The organism is Rhizobium sp. SEMIA 4085 (assembly GCF_013004495.1).
Taxonomy (GTDB): domain Bacteria; phylum Pseudomonadota; class Alphaproteobacteria; order Rhizobiales; family Rhizobiaceae; genus Rhizobium; species Rhizobium gallicum.
Map to the genome: position 1 here is coordinate 1 of NZ_JABEPH010000077.1, position 18,967 is coordinate 18,967.

An 18,967-nucleotide genomic window follows, 5' to 3' on the forward strand; every position below is an offset into this window, starting at 1 on the left:
GAGCATGCTCCGATTGCTCGTCTGTCAGGCAGGCTTACACACTTCAGGAGGAGTGATGTTCGACCACGTTAAATTCGGAGCCAGCGACTATGCGGCGAGCAAAGTGTTCTTCCTCAAGGCACTTGAACCGCTCGGTGTTGCGGTTGTCTCGGAAGGACCGCCGACCTACGGTGTCGAGCTCAGCTCAAAGGGTAAGGCTTCATTGTGCATATTCAAAACCGAGGAAGCGCCGGCGCATCTTCACTTGGCATTCACTGCCGATAATCGCCAGCAAGTCGAAGCTTTCTATCGCGCAGCTCTGGAGGCAGGTGGCAAAGACAATGGTGCGCCTGGTCTGCGCCCGCACTACCACGCTAACTACTATGCAGCTTTCGTTATCGGTCCGGACGGGCACAACATTGAAGTGGTTTGCCACAAACCCGAAGCCTAACTCTTCACATCGGGGAGCGCTCATGAGCGGGCATGGCTCACCTGCGACCGCCCCTACATCCGTCGACGGCGTCGCGGCAGCGTGACCAATCAACTATCTCTCGCCCATCCCCCGCCTGGCAGGTGATGATGCTGCGTTTCGTCAAATCGACACCCAGTCGACCGACGGCCAGGTGCGCAACACCCCTCTGGCTGGATACGGTCACAGATACCGAGCATTCGGTACCGAGCACGACCGTCATGCGGCTCGCGGCAATAGTCGATGGAGCTTGCGTATCGTGGCTAGGAACCGTGAAGCCTCCGTATTCCGCAGCTCATATCCGTTTTCCGCAATATTTTGGCAGCCCTTCGGCCTCGATGCTGCAATTGCGTAGTGCGGCTTACCGGATTAGTTGACTAGAAATACTCAAGGAATATAGGCGCTTGCGTTTCAAGTCTCATAATCGAAACGTAATCATGCCCCTGACCGACATTGTTTCCGTAATCGCTCGCAGAGAAGATCGCACGGCGCTTCTTTTCGGCAGCGGACGGATCCTTTCCTACGCGGAACTCGACGAGCAAACGCGACGCTTCGCAAATCGGTTGGGACAGGGACAAAAGCGGCTTGTGGCGATTGCTGCAGAAGTCTCCGTGCATGCGATCGTCGCCTATCTCGCAGCACTGAGGGCGGGACACGCGATCGCCATGCTGCCACCCTGTGATGAGAGGCCGTGGGATGATTTTCTTAACGCCTTCCAACCGGATTTCATCTTCCGTCCAGCCAATGGCCACTGGCGTCTGATCGAGGAGGTCCGGCCTGGTAATGGCAGCCAGGGGATCCACCCTGATCTCGCCCTGCTGCTCATGACATCAGGGAGTTCGGGCACTGCCAAAGCAGTGCGTCTTTCCTTTGCTAATCTCGACGCCAACTTACGCTCGATCGCGGCTTACCTCGAACTCTCATCCACCGATCGTACCGCATTGGTCCTACCCCTCCACTATTCTTACGGACTGTCGATCCTGAATTCCCATCTGATTGCGGGCGGCAGCGTTTTCTTTCCCGGCATTTGTGTAATGGACGGCGACTTCGCCCGCATCATCGACGAGAGCAACTGCACAAATCTCTCTGGCGTACCCTATACCTATGAACTCGGATCGTACTGTATCCACCTTTTGTTCCTGTGGATAATTCAGACCGTGTTTGTGCCGTCTTCCATCGCGCGCGTTGATCACCATTATCATTGTCAGCATCGCTTCACTTATTGCTAGCAATCTGATGTCAAAGATAAAGCTTTTGTCCCTGCTCGTGGAGCGACTAAGCTTCAATGCAGCCGAGGCCACCGTCGCCTGTCGGCCCTCCCGGCGACAATAAGCGCAGGAGGCTCGAGAGCTGATTAAAGGTGCTCGCCTGAATGAAATGGAATTCGACGGAAGCGGGGTATACCGCCTTCACGCGGCAAGGACTCGTCTAAGAGAGGTCAAAGGCGAGCCCAAGCCATGAGTACCGGGGGATAACCCCTTGGCACTTGGGGATCACGCAGTTTCAGTAGCTGTGGAAGCCCGAAAGGCGTGATCCCATAATAAACGCCCAGTGGAAGGGAAGGTTCCGTGCGATCGACCAGAAGAGAAATCCGCTCTTGCGAAAATCTACGACAATCTACGACATTCAGGGGCTGGTGTATCCTATCATCATCGGTGCGCCGGCGAGCAGCTGGTAACGCGGCGCAGGGGGAGATCCTCCTTGGCCGGCATAACGTGGGAAATAACCCCGACCCTCAAATCCTAAGCGGAATCTCGAAATCTGATGGATGCAGCTGCCCTGATCAGTATGATGCGGGGCCTCGCGCTCATCGCATCAACGCGAGCCCTTTCGCACCGCGCGACAGGACAGGGAGCTAGCTCTGTTCCTGCCACTCACCAGTCGAATCAAAGTGAGCAAACTAGCTGAAACGGCTAAGTCCGATCCCCGCGTCCCTTTCGGGAGTGGTACCAGGTGCTTCGGACGCCGAATGCCTCTCACTCAGGGCATCGATAATCTCCATGGCGGTGGATTCATCAAGGCGTGTGAGCGGCAAAATTTCAGCAATGACAGCGACCTTGTGCGTTTGCGTATGGACAATCGACCAGCTGCCATCCCCGTCGCGTCTGGCGTAATACTGCGGGCGTATTTTCATATTCACGTCTACCTCTGTTTCTCGGCAATACTCGTGAGTAACTGTTCCAAGCTGTCTTCGTTCCTGACGCCGTGCTGATAGAAATAGATGATCTGGGTTGCGAGTTCGTCGCAGGCGTCGTCACGCGTTATGTGCCCGGCCGCGCAAATATGATCGAAGACTCTTTTGCAGATCACAATATCTTCGTTCTGCAATGGTGCATCGTTGGCGGCGAAATCATCTCTGGTCATGGTGCAACACTCCCAAGAAGATGGGTTATTTTCGAAGATCGATCCTGAACGCAGGATGAAAGGTTAATCGCTATGCAGCGATCTGCTCGTTCGTATAGCTCTTCGACCTTCTGGATGCCTCTCGCGCCGTATGCCCAGCCGTAGAGAGGCAGGATGTTCTGCTTCTGCCAAGGGATGGTATTAATCGCCCATCGCCACTGGCGGGCGCACGATCGGCTGGGGAGGTTGAGATAAATGCGCCCCGATTATCGGCTGAGACCGGTTGGGAGATTATGCGTGCTCTTGCCATCATGGAGGAGCACAAGATGCTCTTCACGATTTACTTCCCCTCGATGATACCTGGATCGACACGGTCACAATGGTCGTTGAACAGTGGTGCAATTTCATCGTGTTCCAATAGGAAGCGGCTGTGGCCGTTTAGCGATGACGACCGCCGTTAGTCTCGCAATCGGTGGCGAGCATTCGTCTAGCACTCTTTCCAGCGAGGCGACGACGCTGTAGGGTCGCGCGAACGTGCGCCCGACCATCCCACTCGGAGGCTTTGTATGGCCGAGATCTTGTTGTTCCACCACGCACAGGGGCTGACCCCGGGTGTGTGCGCCTTCGCCGACGACCTGCGGGCTACCGGTCACATCGTGCACACTCCGGACCTGTTCGACGGACGCACATTCCAGAGCATCGATGAGGGTCTCGCCTACATCAGTGAGATCGGATTCGACGACATGCGGGAGCGCGGCGTCAGCGTCGCCGACGAGCTGCCTCCCGAGCTCGTCTATGCCGGGTTCTCGTTCGGTGTGCTGCCGGCGCAGAAGCTGGCACAGACACGGCCCGGAGCACGCGGAGCCCTCCTCTTCCATTCTTGCCTGCCGATCAGTGGCGAGTGGGCCTTCGGACCTTGGCCAGACGGCGTCGCGGTCCAGATTCACGGCAAGGAAAACGACCCGATCTTCGTCGGCGAGGGCGACATAGACGCCGCCCGCGAGATCGTGGAGAAGGTCGAGGACGCGGAGCTTTTCCTGTACCCTGGTGATCAGCACTACTTCGCCGACAGCTCGCTCCCATCGTATGACGCGAATGCAACCGCACTACTCACCATTCGAGTGCTTGAGTTCCTGGATCGCGTTTGATCCATAATATCGTGACACGACTGAATTATCTGCGGGCTTCGAACGTTTCTAATGTTCTTTTTCTGAACCTTGTAGACACCCATGGCTGCCGAAATCGGATGAGACTCGAGCCGTCACCTGAAGCCCGACCGTCAACTCCTCAAGGCAGGCTTCACCCTGCGTATCCGCCGCACCGGCGAGATCTTGATACAGACGGTAAAGGCGACAATGCGTCTGACGCCGGTGGCGGTCAATTGCAGTTCGATCATCTGCTCGACAGACATCAGCTCGCCGCGGTCGCGCGGCCACTGCGCTTGGTTGAAACCAGTCGAAGCAGCCATGGGCATCGTTGGCATTCTTCTGTTGCGGATAAAGAAGAACAAATCCGCGCTGGGCAGCGAGCCTGGAAAACCGCTTGCAGCGTCGAAATGATCGCTGCGATTTGCTGCGCTGTCCTGCGCCCCTTTCCGCCGTGGTGACCGTGATGCCGGGTTTCGGTCTGCACGAGATCGAACCGCAGGCCAATGGCGAAAAGATCGTCAATGTCGCAATCACAAGGGGCGAACAGCCTGATTTTTAAGCCAATTTGGCGCTTGACACTTTTTTAGGCGCTCCTTATGTTTTTTGAACCAACTGGTAAAAAAAGGGGAGCAAATCAATGACCAGAGACATCTTGATTTCACGCCGTGCAGTGATTGCATCAGGCATTGCCCTCGGGGTCAGCGGGTTCGCCCCGCTGGCAAGAGCGGCCCCGATGAAGGTTGCCGGTATTCATGCCTCGCCGGTCGAGAACGCTTGGAATTCCTGTCTGCATAAAGCCTTGCAGGATGCAGCCAAGGAAGGCGTCATCGAATATGTCTTCTCCGAGGGAGTTTCCGGCACCGACTATCCGCGCGCCATGCGCGAATATGCCGAACAGGGCAACAAGTTGATCATCGGCGAGGCCTATGCCGTCGAAAAAGAAGCGCGGCAGGTGGCCGCCGACTATCCGGACACGGCCTTTGTGTTGGGGTCGAGCGGCACTGAGGCCGGCGGCAATTTCGGCGTCTTCGGAACCTGGAACCATGACGGGGCCTATCTTGCCGGGATGCTGGCCGGCAAGATGACCAAATCCAATATCGTCGGTTCTGTCGGCGCGATTCCGATCCCCGAAGTCAACATGCTGATCAATGCCTTCGCGGAAGGCGTCAAGGCCGTCAATCCCGATGCAAAGCATCTGGTTTCTTTCATCGGCACCTTCTTCGATCCGCCGAAGGCCCGCGAAGCCGGCCTTGCTCAGATCGACGCCGGCGCCGACATTCTTTTCGGCGAGCGCATCGGCACAGCGGACGCCGCGAAGGAACGCGGCATCAAATCGGTGGGCTCGCTGATCGACTACACGCCGCGCTATCCGGACACCGTGTTCGCCAATGCCATGTGGTACTTCCGCCCGATCCTCAATGCGGCAATCGCCGATGTCGCAGCCGGCAAGCCGGTCGGCAAGAACTACACCCTTTATGGCCTGATGAAGGAAGGCGGCAGCGATATCGTCTTCGTCAAAGGGGTGGCACCAGCCGACGCCGAAGCTGCGATGGAAGCCAAGCGGGCGGAAATAAAGGCTGGCACCTTCGAAGTCCCGAAGATGATGGACGAGCCCAAGTAATTCGACCGATGCGCCGTGACGCGACCGACCTGGCACAGGCGATCAGGAATGGCGGCCTGACCTCTGTCGACGCGATGCAGGCCTCGCTTGCCTCGGCGGGGGACCATAAAACCTTCGGCACCATTGCTCATCTCGACGAAGCGTTGGGCATGGCGTCGGCCGAAGCCGTGGATCAAGAACGGCGCGTGAAGCCGGGCCGCTTTGCTGCCCGGCCGTTTGCCGGCGTGCCGACGCTGGCGAAGGATCTGGGCGGTCCTTTCGAAGGCTTGCCGGTAACGTCCGGGTCACGTCTCTTCAAACGAGCGGGCAGCGAGCCGGATTCGGATCTCGCCAGCCGCTTCCGCGCAGCGGGTTTCTGCCTGTTTGGGGTGACGACAAGCCCGGAATTCGGCCTTTCGCTGGCGAGCGAACCGGCGGCTGGGCCGATCTGCCGCAACCCGCTCGATCCGGCGCGCACGCCCGGCGGTTCCTCCGGCGGCGCAGCAGCGGCGGTCGCAGCCGGCATTGTAGCGATTGCCCACGCAACGGATGCGGGCGGTTCCATCCGCGTGCCGGCGGCGTGCTGCGGTCTTGTCGGCTTGAAGCCAAGCCGCGGCGCCATGCCCGCCGGCCCATCCTTCGGCAATCATCTCGGCGGCATCGCCAGCGAACTTGCCGTCTGTCGCTCGGTGCGGGATACAGCGCTGATTTTCGATACGCTGCGCGGTAAGGCAAAGGGACCGTTCCCCGATCCGGAGACCGCGGCGGACAGAGGTGGCCGGTTGCGGGTCGGTCTGCTGGCCGAGACCGGGTCAAAATATCCGACGGATAGTAAGCGGCTCGAAGCGATCAAGGATGCTGCGCTCACGCTGGAGGCGGATGGACATCACATCGTCCCGCTCGGCTGGGCCGAATTCGAGCAAAGCGTCGATGCCAGCGGTCGCGCGCTCGGCGACATCATCGCAGTCAATCTCGCAACCTTCATCGATACGCTCGGACTCGATATTTCACGCGCCGAGCCGTTGACCCAGGCATTCATTGAACGCGGTCACGCGCTCACGGGACCGACACTCTGGGCTTCGCTGAATGGCGCCGTGCACACCAGCCGCGCGCTTTGGACTATCTTCGACAGGGTCGATTGCCTGTTGATGCCGATGCTTGCGAAGGCGCCCCTTGCGATCGGGTCATTTCCGTTCGATCATGGTGATACCGAGCTGCAGCTTGAGCGGATGGCTGCCTTTGCTCCACTTGCATCTCTCGCCAATATTTCAGGATTTCCGGCCTTGACCCTGCCCTTTGGAACCGATGCGGACGGCTTGCCCCTACCGGTCCAGATCATGGCTCCGATGGGCCACGAGCCGCTTTTGCTGTCACTCGCCGCACGATTGGAGGCCGAGGAACGCTGGCAGCATCGCTTTCCGGTGGCAGGGCTTGCAGCATGACAATTCCGGTTCTCGAAATCGAAGGCGTCAGCAAGCGCTTCGGCACAAATCTGGCCAATGACGCCATCTCGCTGACGCTTGCCAAGGGCGAAATCGTAGCCCTGCTTGGCGAAAACGGCGCGGGCAAGACCACGCTGATGAGCATCCTCTTCGGTCATTATATGCCGGATGCCGGCCGGATTCTGATCGACGGGACCGAACTCCCGCAGGGCAAGCCGCGCGCCGCGATCCGCGCCGGCGTGGGCATGGTCCACCAGCATTTCTCGCTGGCGCCCAATCTGACCGTTCTCGAAAACGTCATGACCGGTACGGAAAATCTCTGGTCCTGGCGTTCGGGCACATCCGCCGCGCGCAAAAAGCTTCTAGCCATTTCTGAGCGCTTTGGTCTCAAGGTCGATCCGGGCGCGCGTCTTGGCGACCTGTCGGTCGGCGAGCAGCAGCGCGTCGAGATCCTCAAGGCGCTCTATAGCGACGCCCGCATCCTGATCCTTGACGAGCCAACGGCGGTACTGACCAATATCGAGGCCGAAAAGTTATTTACGACACTGAAGGAAATGGCCCGCCAAGGCCTCTCGCTGATCTTCATCTCCCACAAGCTCGATGAGGTGATGGCTGCGGCCGACCGTATCGTCGTCTTGCGCAGCGGCAAGATGGTTGCCGAACGCAGGGCATCCGAAACCAGCAAGGCCGAACTGGCCGAGCTGATGGTCGGCCGCCGCGTAACGCGGCCGGTACGCGAGCCATCGACGCCCGGCATGGTCGCGCTGGAGGCCGCCGATGTCACGGTGAAGATCGACGGCGTCGAGCGACTGAAGTCCGTCCGCTTCCATCTGCGCGAAGGCGAAATCCTCGGCATCATCGGTGTCTCGGGCAATGGCCAGGCAGCGCTGGCGCATCTTCTCTCCGGCACGCTCTCGCGCTCATCCGGCGACCTCCTGCTTTTCGGGGAACCTATCGGCAATCTCGGCGTAGGCGATGTCGTCAATGCCGGCATTGGCCGCATTCCGGAAGACCGCAATGAGGAAGGCGTGATCGGCGAAATGGCGATCTGGGAAAATACCGTGCTGGAGCGCATTTCCTCGCCGGCGTTTTCGCAACGTGGGCTTGTGAGCCGCAAGGCAGGCATGGCCTTTGCCAAGGAGATCATCGACCAATTCGACGTCCGCGGCGGCAGCCCTGCAAGCCGCGCGCGGCTGCTTTCGGGCGGCAATATGCAAAAGCTTATCCTCGGCCGCAATCTGCACCGGCGGCCGCGCATCCTGATCGCGGCCCAGCCGGCGCGCGGCCTCGATGAAGGTGCCGTGGCAGCCGTACATGCGCGTCTTCTGGAGGCTCGCCGGCAAGGGACCGCTGTGCTTTTGATCTCGGAGGATCTGGACGAGGTGATCGCGCTTGCCGATCGCATTCAGGCGATCGTGGGCGGCAGGCTTTCGCCACCCGTCGAAGCTGAAGTCGCAGACGCACGCGAACTCGGACTGATGATGGCCGGTGAATGGCAGCAATCCCCAGAGGCCGATCATGCGGTTTGAGCGTCGCGAGCATCGTCCACTTTATCTTCTCGTTCTGACGCCGCTGCTCGCCGTGGTCGCAGCGCTGGCTCTCTCCGGCATTTTGATCGCGATCGCCGGTGCCCCTGTATTTGAGGCCTATTGGCGCATCCTAACGGGCGCCTTCGGCTCGCGGCTTTCGGCAACCGAGACATTGACGCGGGCCACGCCGCTGATGCTAACCGGGCTTGCCGCCGCCGTCGCCTTCCGGGCGAGGCTCTGGAACATCGGCGCCGAGGGTCAGTTCTATCTCGGTGCCATCGCGGTTGCCGCAGCGAGTGCCAAGCTTTTCGGCACTCTCCCCGCTCCGGCTCTTATTCCCTTGCTGCTGCTTGTCGGTGCCGTCGCAGGTATGGTCCTGATCCTCATTCCGCTGTGGCTGCGCCTGCGCTTTTCGGTCGATGAGGTCGTGACCAGTCTGCTCATGAACTTCGTCGCCCTGCTCTTCGTCTCGATGCTGATCGACGGGGTGCTCAAGGATCCGCTCGCTTTCGGCTGGCCGCAGTCGCAATCGGTCAGCGATCACGCCATGCTGCCGAAGCTGGTTGCCCGCTCCCGCCTGCATATCGGCCTTGCGATCGCGATTGCGCTGGCGATCATCGTCCATTTCATCCAGTCGCGCACCGTGTTCGGCATGCAATCGCGCGCCGCCGGGCTCAATCCGGCCGGCGCTGTTTTCGCCGGCGTTCAGCTTGGCAGAACGCTGGTGAAGGTCGCCTGCCTGTCAGGTGGGCTGGCGGGCCTCGCCGGAGCGATCGAGGTCATGGGCGTCAAGGGTTATGTGACGACCGACCTGTCGCCCGGTTTCGGCTATTCCGGCATCGTTGTCGCGATGCTTGCCAACCTCAATCCACTCGGCGTCGTCTTCGCCGCCATTTTCACGGCTATGATGTTCGTGGGCGCGGATGGCATGAGCCGTGGTCTCGGCATCCCGACCTATATCGCCGATGTCACGGTGGCGCTGTCGCTGCTGACGATGCTGATCGCATTGTTCTTCACCCAATACAGGATCCGGCGATGATGCAACTGTTCGACATCCTCGCTTCCGCCGGGCTCTGGGCGGCAATCCTGCGGATCGCCACGCCGCTGATTTTTGGCACGCTCGGCGCACTCGTCTGTGAACGGGCTGGCGTGCTCAATCTCGGCATCGAAGGCATCATGACCATCGGCGCGATGATCGGCTGGCTTTCCGTCTATCACGGCGCCGATCTCTGGACCGGCCTGCTGATTGCTGCGATGGTCGGCGGGGTCTTTGGCCTGCTGCATGCGGGCCTGACCGTATCGCTGGGCCTCTCCCAGCATGTCTCCGGCCTTGGCGTCACGCTGTTTGCCTCCAGCTTCAGCTACTATGTCTTCCGGCTGATCGTGCCGCTTGCCAGCACCCCACCCACCATCGTGCCGTTCCAGCCGATCGCCATTCCTGGCCTCTCGACGCTGCCCTTCGTCGGGCCGGCTCTGTTCACGCAGACGGCGCCAACCTATCTGGCGATTGCCATTGCCCTGCTGATGGCCTACATCATCTTCCGCACACCCGTTGGGCTTGCGATCCGCATGGCCGGCGAAAATCCGCACGCGGCGGAAGCACAGGGTGTCAATCCGATGAAGGTGCGCTACGGCGCAGTGGTTGCTGGAAGCGCGCTGATGGGAATGGGCGGCGCCTTCCTGACATTGTCGGCGTTCAACAGCTTCTTCCCCACCATGGTGCAGGGGCGCGGCTGGATCTGCATCGCGCTCGTTGTCTTCGCCTCCTGGCGGCCGGGCCGCGCGCTGTTCGGTGCCCTGCTCTTCGCCTTTTTCGATGCCTTCCAGCTTCGGCTGCAAACCGCGCTGAGCGGGCTCGTGCCCTATCAGCTTTTTCTGATGACCCCCTATATTCTTTCCATCGCCGCGCTTGCCGTCATGGCCCGCCGTGCCCGCGTCCCGCAGGCGCTGATGCAACCCTATCGTCGCGGCGAACGTTGAAACCACTCGCATCCAATGAGGCTCCGATGTTCGATCTGATCGTCAGAAATGCAAATCTCACCGATGGCCGAACCAGCATCGACATCGGCATCCAGGGCGGCAGGATCATCGCTGTCGAGCGCGGTCTCCAAGCGCAAGCGGGGGAAGAAATCGACGCAACCGGCCGGCTGGTCAGTCCTCCTTTCGTCGATCCGCATTTCCACATGGACGCCACCCTGTCGCTCGGACTGCCGCGCATGAACGTATCCGGCACCCTGCTCGAGGGCATCGCGCTCTGGGGAGAGCTGCGCCCGATCGTCACGAAGGAGGAACTGGTCGATCGTGCGCTGCGCTATTGCGATCTGGCGGTGACGCAGGGGCTCCTCTTCATCCGCAGTCATGTCGATACCAGCGATCCCAGACTGGTGACCGTGGAGGCGATGATCGAGGTTCGCGAAAAGGTCGCGCCCTATATCGATCTGCAGCTGGTCGCCTTCCCCCAGGACGGTTATTACCGCTCGCCGGGCGCGATCGACGCGCTCAACCGCGCCCTCGATATGGGAGTTGATGTCGTCGGCGGCATTCCCCACTTCGAACGGACGATGGGCGAAGGCACGGCTTCGGTCGAGGCGCTCTGCCGCATCGCCGCCGATCGCGGCCTGCCGGTCGACATGCATTGCGACGAAACCGACGATCCGCTCTCGCGCCATATCGAGACGCTGGCCGCGCAAACCATCCGCTTTGGCCTGCAGGGACGCGTCGCCGGCTCGCACCTGACCTCGATGCACTCGATGGACAACTACTACGTCTCCAAGCTGATCCCGCTGATGGCGGAGGCGCGGATCAACGTGATCCCCAACCCCTTGATTAACATCATGCTGCAAGGCCGGCACGACACCTATCCGAAGCGCCGCGGCATGACCCGCGTGCGCGAATTGATGGATGCCGGCCTCAATGTCTCCTTCGGGCATGATTGCGTCATGGATCCCTGGTACTCGATGGGATCGGGCGACATGCTGGAGGTCGGCCACATGGCGATCCACGTCGCGCAGATGGCGGGCGTCGAGGACAAGAAGAAGATCTTCCATGCGCTGACCGTCAACTCGGCAAAGACGATGGACCTCGAAGGCTATGGCGTGGAAATCGGCTGCAACGCGGACCTCGTCATCCTCCAGGCGCAGGATACGCTGGAAGCACTGCGGCTTAAGCCGAACCGGCTCGCGGTCATCCGGCGCGGCAAGGTCATCGCCCGTTCGGCACCGCGCATCGGCGCGCTTTTCCTCGATGGACGCCCCGCAAAGGTCGATAGCGGCATGGGTTACGCACCTCGCCATTGAGATGCGGGCCGGCACAATTCAGCCGCCGCGCTTGTTGCTCCAGAGCCGGGAAAAGGGATCCGTCTGCTGGGCGTGTCGCCGTCTTCCCTGGAGCGTCGAGCGCCCACAGTGGAACCGCAGCTGCGGCTGGCCTTTTAGACGGCCAGCATTGCCTGAACGGGAGAGGATGAATAGCGTCTAACTCGGAATGTCGATGCCGGCAGCGGGCGCAGGATTTCGTCCTCGAGCACCAGTCCGTCGAGCCACGCGATGCGTCGCTCGCGGGTGAGAACCGCCATTTGTCGGTCGTGGAACGGCGCGATATCGGCATTCGCCTCAATCGTCAGTAAGGCATAGGCCTCCGGCCAATCCGCCGTCGCGGGGCGCCAGATCCCCGCGAAATAAAACCAATCACCGTTGGCGAGCGAGAAACCGAAACTCTTGTGGCGAAACTCCGAGGCCCGCACCAGGCAGCGGTGGGTTGAAAAGATCCTTCCCTCCGCTCGAACAACGCTCACAGCACGCGGACCGCCATCGCGGGGGCGCAGTCCCCATGGAAGTTCCACCATCTCCGTCTCGCCGTCATGGCGCCTTATGATGACGCGGCGCTCGTCGAGCGGGGCGTCAGACTGGAAAACCTTCGGGCTCATCATAAATAGAACATAGCAGGAACAACATTTCAAGACAACGAGAACCTAAACGGAGGATGCATGTGCAACGATTATCGGCTGATGGTGGATGTCGCCTCGATCTTCGAGGACTTCGCCGACCTCAAGATCAAGATCCGTTTCGGTGAGGGCGCGCCCAACCTTGAAGCGCGCGAGGACATCAAGATTACCGACGTCGGCCCCATCGTGAGAGCCATTAACGGCGCGCGCGATGAGGCGGAGCTCGTGCAGCGGCGCTGGAGCTGGCCGGGTCCGAACAAGCGGCCGGTCTATAATTTCCGCTCGGAGGGCCGGGAGTTCAATTCCAACCGTTGCCTGATCATCGCCGATGGCTTTTACGAGTTCACCGAGCCCAAGGATCCGAAGAAGACGCGCAAGGACAAATGGCTCTTCACCAAGAAGGATGAGTCGATCTTCTGCATTGCCGGCATCTGGCGTGAGACGCCTGAGGTGGGGCAAGCCTTCACCATGCTGACGATGGAGCCGGGTTCGGACATCGCCCCTTACCACGACCGGCAGATCGTCATCCTCGAGCGCAACGCCTGGGTGGAATGGCTGGATCCCGCCATTTCTGCGAAGTCGCTGATCAAGCCTCTGCCGGCAGGAACATTGGCAGTCGAGCAAGTAGGCTGAGAACCTCGCACAAGCGAGCCGCCGCCAGGGAATGAAGCTCACTGTTGTCCAACAGCAGTCGCGCGACGGTTTCCGATCAGTGGCTACTCTCGAACCCTGACCGGTCGGATGGGTTTTCCCCTGGACTTCGGCATTTGCGCGATCTACACTCGAGGCTTCTGTGATCCTGAAATTGTATCAGGTCTCAGGTCCTTCTCATCGCCCACCGCAATGATTTGCGGTTCGGACCCGCGCCTCAGCCCTCAATCCAACGCAATTTCACCGTGCAAGCGGGAGGAGTTTTCATGCCCAATGCCCAATGCGCCTGCGGCGCTCTTAGACTGATGCTTAGCGGTTCGCCACAATTGACTGCGCTGTGTCACTGTTTGGCTTGCCAGCGACGAACTGGTGCGCCGTTCAGTGCTAATGCGTTCTACTCGATTGACTGTGTCGAAGTATCTGGAACGTCTACAGAGTTTATTCGTACCGGCGAGAGCGGTGGCAAGGTCCGAATGCACTTTTGCCCAACTTGCGGCTCGACCGTCTATTGGAAGGCCGATGTTTCGCCGCCCTGGATCGGGGTTGCGGTAGGGTCATTTGCCGACCCGGTCTTCGCGCCACCTGCCATATCAGTATTCGAACAATCTAAACATACGTGGGTGCAGCTTGACAAAACGGTTAAGCACTTCCAAGCCCTACCAATCGGCCAATATTAGCTGGATCGACGCGGCGAGGTAAGTAGTAGTAGTAGTGGGCGCACCGAACTTCGCTTTCGATCCTCTTGAGACGATCGTGGATGGCCGATCCGACCGTCGCCGTCGGGAGTCGACTGGCCATTCCTCGCCTTGAACGGAATCGAACCTGAAGCGATGTAGCACGTCTACTCGTGGCCGAGCTCGATGGGCCACATCTGGGCGCCGTGTAAAACACGCAAAATACGAATCTTATCCGCTAAAACCACGTAGGCTGCGATGTAGGGCGTGCGCGGGATAACAAGTTCGCGAGTTCCAGCAATCCGGCCAGGACGGCCGCTTTCGGGAAAGTCAACAAGTCGACGGGCAGCGCGGACGATTTCCTCGTCCACGTGGACCGCCGCCCTGGGGCTCTCCTTCTCAATGTAGCTGAAGATTGTGTCGCGTCGTCAAGCGCGTATTGCGCCCAGACGAGCCTCATCGATCACCCGCCACGGCCCTGCGCAAAGCCGCCGCATGGCGTTCGCGAAAGCGCGCATCGGCGTCGGCATCGTCGACGTCGGGTCGCGTGTCCTCGAGCGCCTGCAAGACCTTCGCACGGAACCAGGCGTCGTGGGCCTCGCTGTGGCTAACCAGTTCCAGCGGCAGGGCGCCTTCATTCGCTGTCCGGGTTAACAGGATACGGACAGCATCCGAGACCGTTAGACCCATATTTTCCAGAACGGCCGTGGCGCGCTCCTTGACGTCGGCACCAATCCGAGTCTGGACAAGTGCATTTGATGCCATGTTCGAGCCTCCTTCGCCAGTGGTGAATGTAATGCACCTGCATGACAAATTCTAGAGCAGCGCCTCGAATTCTGTCGCATTCTTTCCGAATTGACTTCGCATTCGGCCCTCTGACGGCACGGTTCCACAGAAGATATTATGCGATCCGACAAGCCCAAAACACGAACATCGCCGCGCGATTCAGGCTGGTTTCATCCTGATCGACGCCGGACCATGTACCTGACCGGCGGCTTCCCAGTTGCGATTGACAACTCATGCCGGGAATGAGAGGCGAAAGCGGATCCCCTCCTCCGGGCATGAAACAGCCGCCACGCCCGCATGCAGGCGCATGATGGCATCGACGATCGCCAATCCCAATCCGTGCGAGGAAGAGCTGCCGCTGCGGGCCGCGTCCGCCTGGTAAAAGCGGTCGAACAACCGGCCCAACTCTGTGAAAGCCCCGCCCCCTCGTTGCCGGCCTCGATGATCATTTTATCGCCAGCACTGCTGACCGCAGCCGGACCGTTGTAGCTTTCCCGACCATAGCGAATGGCATTAACGACCAGATTGCCCACGGCCCGACGCCTTTGGCCCGTTCCTCGCGTTCTTGGCTGTCTTGTTCATGACGAGATACGCCACCTTCCCATTGGGATGCGATGCGCCGCCCGACATAAAGAACGCGCCTCGCGACACCCGGGTCGCCTGCGGGAATTTGGGCCATTTGCATTTCCTTGGCGGTTCCACTCGGCGCTATTGCGCGTGCGAGGGATGGCCAGGCAGCGTCTGGTCGATGAGTCGATGTCGGCGTGGCGAGCCATCCGGGATACGATGAATGACCCCGCAAACCTGGCGGAAGCGAGCCGCTGGGCGGATGAAGCCAAGATCGCGCTCGGCGAGCGCGGTCCTGCCTGGTGGACTGACGGGCAAGCTGATCTCAACCGGCATCTCGTCACGAATATGCCCTGTGCCGCTTGGTTTGGACGGCTGTAAACATAGTGGAGCTTCGGGTTACGTCAGATCCGGGCACCACCTGTTGCATCAATCATCTGGCCGGTTGTCCAGCGCGCATCGTTCGATGCAAGGAAAGCGATGACGTCGGCGACGTCCTCCGCCCGGCCGACACGGGAGAAGACCGAGAGCGCTTCGGCGCCTGCGCGCGCGTCCGGTGATGCCAGCCACGCGGCATTCATATCCGTCTCCGTCACCCCCGGCAGCACGGCATTGACCGTAATCCCGCGAGCCGCAAATTCAGGTGCCAGCGCGAGTGTCAACGTCTCTAGCGCTCCCTTGGAGGCTGCATAGGCCGGATGCGTCGGTGCCGCGATCCGCGTAAACCCGGTCGAGACATTGATGATGCGGCCATTGTCGTGAATGTGGTCGGCGACTGCCTGGATCAGGAAGAACGGCGCCTTGTAATTGATCGTCATCACCTCGTCGAACGCGGCTTCGCTCGTCTGCTTCAATGGCAACGCGGGCGCGATGCCGGCATTGTTTACCAGAATGTCTAGAGCCGAGGAGCCCCTCTCGATGCGCGCAGCTTCGCTGAACTGCGCCCAGAGGCTGTCAGCCGCGTCCTTGCCGTGTCTGAGATCGGCTTTTACGGCAACGGCCTTGACGCCGAGCGTCTCAATGTCGCGTACGGTGGCATTAGCCGCATCCGCATTGGCGGTGTAGTGCACGCCAATCAGAGCGGCACCCTCCTTCGCGAACGCAAGGGCGGCGGCCCGGCCGATACCACGCGAGCTTCCAGTAATGAGGGCTATCTTGTCTGCGAGTCTTTGGGACATAGATCACTCCGTTGCGAAATTAAATAGTGATCGGTATAATAAGAGGCGAAATAGGCCTGTCAATCATTTAATAGGGATCACTATATAATGGGTGAGCCAATCCGCAAACGAGGCAGACCGCGCGTGCTCGATCGCGACGTGGGGCTCGACATCGCGGCACGCCTATTCTGGGAACGCGGCTACGAGGGAACCTCGATCGCCGACCTCACGAAGGCCATGGGGATCAATCCGCCGACGCTATATTCGACCTTCGGCTCAAAGGAAGAATTGTACCGTCAGGCGCTCGACTTCAGCATTGCCCGTGAAAACAGCCGCCGGTCGGAAATCCTGCATTCCCATCTTCCGGCTTACGACGCCCTGAGCCTCTACCTCTACGATATTGCTGACGGCGACACCCAGCCGGATAAGCCGCGAGGTTGCATGGTCTCGACGGCCGTCCTGCAGCATGCGGAAGAAAATGCATCTGTCGCGCGGATGACCGCAGCCTTGCGCGAGGCGTCGATTCAGACCCTCAAAGCCCGCTTCGACCGTGCCGTCGAGGAAGGCGAATTGCCGACGCAAACCGACACCGATACGCTCGCGCGGTTCTATGGTGCGATTATCCAGGGCATGTCCGCCCAGGCCTGCGACGGCGCCTGCAATGCGCGGCTGAAGCGGCTGATCGACATCGCACTCACGGCCTGGCCCGGGAAGCGTAGGACCCAACTGGGAGTTCGGATTGAAGACACGTCAACCACTCATACTGACCGCAAGGCCCGCAGAACTCCATCGGTGGTTCGGCCACGGGTGCCTTGAGGGATGCACTGGCATAGTAATTGTATGTGAGCGTTTTGCTCTTGAAAGCCTCGAACCTATCGCGACCGGTCCAACAGATTAGATATCTGATTTAGAGATGAAATTCTGGCGGCTCCGGTCAGACGGCCAAATCCACTAACTCAATCGCATTTCGTAAACTTTCAGTTATTGCAGTTAACGGCTACGGGTACGGGCGAACCTGCACCCCGCCACCGCGCAACATCAGCCAGTGAAAAACCCAATGGATAGACCATGGGGCAATGCATGTGTCAGCCGGCGTGAGCAGTCCGTGTGGGAAATTTGCTTTCGTTATTGAAGAGGTCCAGTGCCCAATTTATTCGACCAATTCACGCTGAAAGGCGTGACGCTCCGAAACCGAATCGCGGTTTCGCCGATGTGCCAGTATCCGCGATCGATGGCGTCCCCAACGAATGGCACAGCGTCCATCTCACAAGCCTGGCGCGTGGTGGCGCCGGCCAGTTAACGTCGAAGCCACAGCTGTCTCCCGAGGGCCGGATCACACCCGGTTGCACGGGCCTTTGGAGTGACGCCCAGGCTCAGGCTTTCGCGCCAATTGTTGCTGGCATTGAAAAAGCGGACGCGGTCGCAGGTATCCAGATCGGCCACGCCGGCCACAAGGCCAGTGCAAAACCGGCCTTGGGAAGGGGACAATCATATCGCCGAGGACGATCCGCGCGGTTGGGAGACCATCGCACCCTCTGCCATTGCATTCGGCGGCGGTCTGTGGAAGGTGCCACGGGAAATCAGCCCGATAGCTTCGATCGGTCGTGGGGCACTGCAGTTGTAGGAGTCATGGATAAGATCAAAGCACTTGGCGTGCATCGCCACTCCGTAATTTCGTCAACGACCGCCTTTGCTTGAATCCTAATATCGGGAGCCGCAGTGGTCTTTCAGAACTGCCCGGCACTTTATGCACCCACGGCACGAAGAGTCGCCCGCGCCGACGCGCGGAACACGGGTGCCGCATCGTACGATACTATAGCACGATGACTTTCACGCCGATTTTTACTCGCTCATAGAGATGGATTATATCGTCATTCGTCATGCGAAAACACCCCGATGAAGAGGACCTCCCGACGCTCTGTGGTTCGTTCGTTCCGTGGATGCGGTACAGCGTATTTCCTAGATAGATGGCGCGCGCGCCTAACGGATTGTCGGTGCCCCCGGTCATGTATGCAGGAAGGTCCCGCCGCCTTTTGCGCATGTCCGCCGGCGGACGCCAATCCGGCCAAGGGCGCTTGGCGCTCACCACCTCGGTTCCACGCCAGCCGTAGCCTTCACGTCCAACGCCGACACTGTAACGCAGCGCCTTTCCACCGGCTTCTATGTAGTAAAGGGCGTATTTGCGGGTTTCGATGATGATCGTACCCGGCGCTTCCCGGGTCTGATAGTCCACTATGTGCCGCCGCACGAACGTCCCGGCATGCGGATAAGACCCCTCCCCCTGGGCTCGCCGTGATGGGTAAGCAGGCGGCGACATCAGAAAGCCGATATAGCCGCTGTCGATCCAGACCTTGTCGTTTTTCTTGTCCAACAATGGCGGCGAGGCCTGGTCTGCTGCCGCGTGGTTGATCGCCGTTGATAAAAGAACAGTGCAAAGCAGCCCCCCCATGGCGCGCCTAGTCAGTGCTCGCAGTTCCGACATATGAGGTCTCCATCGACATTGCGACGTTCAAATCAAACCGTTGGCCACCAACGTGTTCGCCACCTGCTGGAAGAGACGGTCGGGAACCGGCCCCCCCACCGCCGCCTTGCTAACCTCGGCGGCGAGTCCCGCCTCCCGCACCCTTGGCCCCCCGCCACCCCCCGCTTGCCCCCTCCCCCCCGCCACCCCTCGCCCCG

21 protein-coding genes and 3 pseudogenes are annotated in these 18,967 nt (G+C 60.1%); 16 read left to right on the plus strand and 8 right to left on the minus strand.

Features of this window, described 5'->3' with window-relative positions:
* The first annotated feature begins 55 nt into the window (after positions 1 to 55).
* Both C9413_RS10595 and C9413_RS10600 read left to right on the plus strand, forming a co-directional pair.
* On the plus strand, positions 56 to 430 hold the full coding sequence (locus tag C9413_RS10595; RefSeq protein WP_040116110.1) for a VOC family protein: 375 nt from the start codon (positions 56 to 58) through the stop codon (positions 428 to 430).
* A 455-nt stretch (positions 431 to 885) separates the two neighbouring features.
* A complete protein-coding gene (locus C9413_RS10600) occupies positions 886 to 1,677 on the plus strand; it encodes an AMP-binding protein (RefSeq protein WP_040116111.1) in 792 nt (263 codons plus the stop codon).
* 913 nt (positions 1,678 to 2,590) lie between these two features.
* Here the strand turns inward: C9413_RS10600 and C9413_RS10605 are convergent.
* On the minus strand, positions 2,591 to 2,812 hold the full coding sequence (locus C9413_RS10605; protein ID WP_040116113.1) for a hypothetical protein: 222 nt from the start codon (positions 2,810 to 2,812) through the stop codon (positions 2,591 to 2,593).
* Between the two features lie 545 nt (positions 2,813 to 3,357).
* Here C9413_RS10605 and C9413_RS10610 point away from each other — a divergent pair.
* Positions 3,358 to 3,939, plus strand: coding sequence for a dienelactone hydrolase family protein (locus C9413_RS10610; protein WP_040116114.1), 582 nt, complete (start codon positions 3,358 to 3,360; stop codon positions 3,937 to 3,939).
* A 239-nt stretch (positions 3,940 to 4,178) separates the two neighbouring features.
* Here C9413_RS10610 and C9413_RS33215 read toward each other — a convergent pair.
* A pseudogene (locus tag C9413_RS33215) lies at positions 4,179 to 4,329 on the minus strand (PHB depolymerase family esterase); the annotation flags it as partial.
* A gap of 4 nt (positions 4,330 to 4,333) precedes the next feature.
* Here C9413_RS33215 and C9413_RS33220 point away from each other — a divergent pair.
* From C9413_RS33220 to C9413_RS33225, 8 genes and pseudogenes are all read left to right on the plus strand, one after another.
* A complete protein-coding gene (locus C9413_RS33220; RefSeq protein ID WP_223844170.1) occupies positions 4,334 to 4,498 on the plus strand; it encodes a hypothetical protein in 165 nt (54 codons plus the stop codon).
* A 78-nt stretch (positions 4,499 to 4,576) separates the two neighbouring features.
* Positions 4,577 to 5,560, plus strand: coding sequence for a BMP family protein (locus C9413_RS10620; RefSeq protein ID WP_040116116.1), 984 nt, complete (start codon positions 4,577 to 4,579; stop codon positions 5,558 to 5,560).
* A gap of 8 nt (positions 5,561 to 5,568) precedes the next feature.
* Positions 5,569 to 6,981, plus strand: a complete 1,413-nt coding sequence (locus C9413_RS10625; protein WP_040116117.1) for an amidase — start codon at positions 5,569 to 5,571, stop codon at positions 6,979 to 6,981.
* Positions 6,978 to 8,510, plus strand: coding sequence for an ABC transporter ATP-binding protein (locus C9413_RS10630; protein WP_040116118.1), 1,533 nt, complete (start codon positions 6,978 to 6,980; stop codon positions 8,508 to 8,510). The genes C9413_RS10625 and C9413_RS10630 overlap by 4 nt, the downstream gene beginning before the upstream one ends.
* The gene (locus C9413_RS10635; RefSeq protein WP_040116119.1) at positions 8,500 to 9,549 is read left to right on the plus strand and encodes an ABC transporter permease; all 1,050 of its coding nucleotides are present in this window, start codon (positions 8,500 to 8,502) and stop codon (positions 9,547 to 9,549) included. Before C9413_RS10630 ends, C9413_RS10635 begins: the two co-directional genes overlap by 11 nt.
* Entirely contained in the window at positions 9,546 to 10,490 is a 945-nt protein-coding gene (locus tag C9413_RS10640; RefSeq protein WP_040116120.1) for an ABC transporter permease, read from the plus strand. The genes C9413_RS10635 and C9413_RS10640 overlap by 4 nt, the downstream gene beginning before the upstream one ends.
* Positions 10,491 to 10,516: 26 nt before the next feature.
* Entirely contained in the window at positions 10,517 to 11,806 is a 1,290-nt protein-coding gene (locus tag C9413_RS10645; RefSeq protein WP_040116121.1) for an amidohydrolase family protein, read from the plus strand.
* A 45-nt stretch (positions 11,807 to 11,851) separates the two neighbouring features.
* Positions 11,852 to 11,944, plus strand: a pseudogene (locus C9413_RS33225) (DNA polymerase IV); the annotation flags it as partial.
* Here the strand turns inward: C9413_RS33225 and C9413_RS10650 are convergent.
* The gene (locus C9413_RS10650; RefSeq protein WP_040116122.1) at positions 11,941 to 12,438 is read right to left on the minus strand and encodes an SOS response-associated peptidase; all 498 of its coding nucleotides are present in this window, start codon (positions 12,436 to 12,438) and stop codon (positions 11,941 to 11,943) included. The pseudogene C9413_RS33225 and the gene C9413_RS10650 sit on opposite strands and share 4 nt — an antisense overlap.
* Positions 12,439 to 12,495: 57 nt before the next feature.
* Here C9413_RS10650 and C9413_RS10655 point away from each other — a divergent pair, with 57 nt between their 5' ends.
* Complete coding sequence (locus C9413_RS10655) at positions 12,496 to 13,086, plus strand: SOS response-associated peptidase (protein ID WP_040116123.1); 591 nt, start codon at positions 12,496 to 12,498, stop codon at positions 13,084 to 13,086.
* Positions 13,087 to 13,370: 284 nt separating this feature from the next.
* A complete protein-coding gene (locus C9413_RS10660; RefSeq protein ID WP_082046749.1) occupies positions 13,371 to 13,781 on the plus strand; it encodes a GFA family protein in 411 nt (136 codons plus the stop codon).
* A 164-nt stretch (positions 13,782 to 13,945) separates the two neighbouring features.
* Here C9413_RS10660 and C9413_RS10665 read toward each other — a convergent pair.
* The 3 genes and pseudogenes from C9413_RS10665 to C9413_RS10675 form a co-directional block, all read right to left on the minus strand.
* Positions 13,946 to 14,238: pseudogene (locus tag C9413_RS10665) on the minus strand (type II toxin-antitoxin system RelE/ParE family toxin).
* Positions 14,235 to 14,543, minus strand: a complete 309-nt coding sequence (locus C9413_RS10670; RefSeq protein ID WP_040116124.1) for a type II toxin-antitoxin system RelB/DinJ family antitoxin — start codon at positions 14,541 to 14,543, stop codon at positions 14,235 to 14,237. Before C9413_RS10670 ends, C9413_RS10665 begins: the two are co-directional and overlap by 4 nt.
* A 252-nt stretch (positions 14,544 to 14,795) precedes the next feature.
* A complete protein-coding gene (locus C9413_RS10675) occupies positions 14,796 to 14,960 on the minus strand; it encodes an ATP-binding protein (protein ID WP_281408633.1) in 165 nt (54 codons plus the stop codon).
* Between the two features lie 390 nt (positions 14,961 to 15,350).
* Between C9413_RS10675 and C9413_RS10680 the strand changes: the two genes are divergently transcribed.
* Positions 15,351 to 15,512 (plus strand): hypothetical protein, encoded by a 162-nt coding sequence (locus tag C9413_RS10680; protein WP_166677373.1) that lies wholly within the window; start codon positions 15,351 to 15,353, stop codon positions 15,510 to 15,512.
* Positions 15,513 to 15,535: 23 nt separating this feature from the next.
* Here C9413_RS10680 and C9413_RS10685 read toward each other — a convergent pair whose 3' ends face one another.
* On the minus strand, positions 15,536 to 16,309 hold the full coding sequence (locus C9413_RS10685) for an SDR family oxidoreductase (protein ID WP_170250441.1): 774 nt from the start codon (positions 16,307 to 16,309) through the stop codon (positions 15,536 to 15,538).
* A gap of 87 nt (positions 16,310 to 16,396) precedes the next feature.
* Between C9413_RS10685 and C9413_RS10690 the strand changes: the two genes are divergently transcribed.
* Both C9413_RS10690 and C9413_RS10695 read left to right on the plus strand, forming a co-directional pair.
* Complete coding sequence (locus C9413_RS10690; protein ID WP_052451877.1) at positions 16,397 to 17,104, plus strand: TetR/AcrR family transcriptional regulator; 708 nt, start codon at positions 16,397 to 16,399, stop codon at positions 17,102 to 17,104.
* A gap of 396 nt (positions 17,105 to 17,500) precedes the next feature.
* The gene (locus tag C9413_RS10695; protein ID WP_348648770.1) at positions 17,501 to 17,986 is read left to right on the plus strand and encodes a hypothetical protein; all 486 of its coding nucleotides are present in this window, start codon (positions 17,501 to 17,503) and stop codon (positions 17,984 to 17,986) included.
* A gap of 115 nt (positions 17,987 to 18,101) precedes the next feature.
* On the opposite strand, the gene C9413_RS10700 is transcribed toward C9413_RS10695, so the two are convergent.
* Positions 18,102 to 18,770 (minus strand): L,D-transpeptidase, encoded by a 669-nt coding sequence (locus tag C9413_RS10700; RefSeq protein ID WP_040116127.1) that lies wholly within the window; start codon positions 18,768 to 18,770, stop codon positions 18,102 to 18,104.
* Positions 18,771 to 18,967 lie beyond the last annotated feature (197 nt).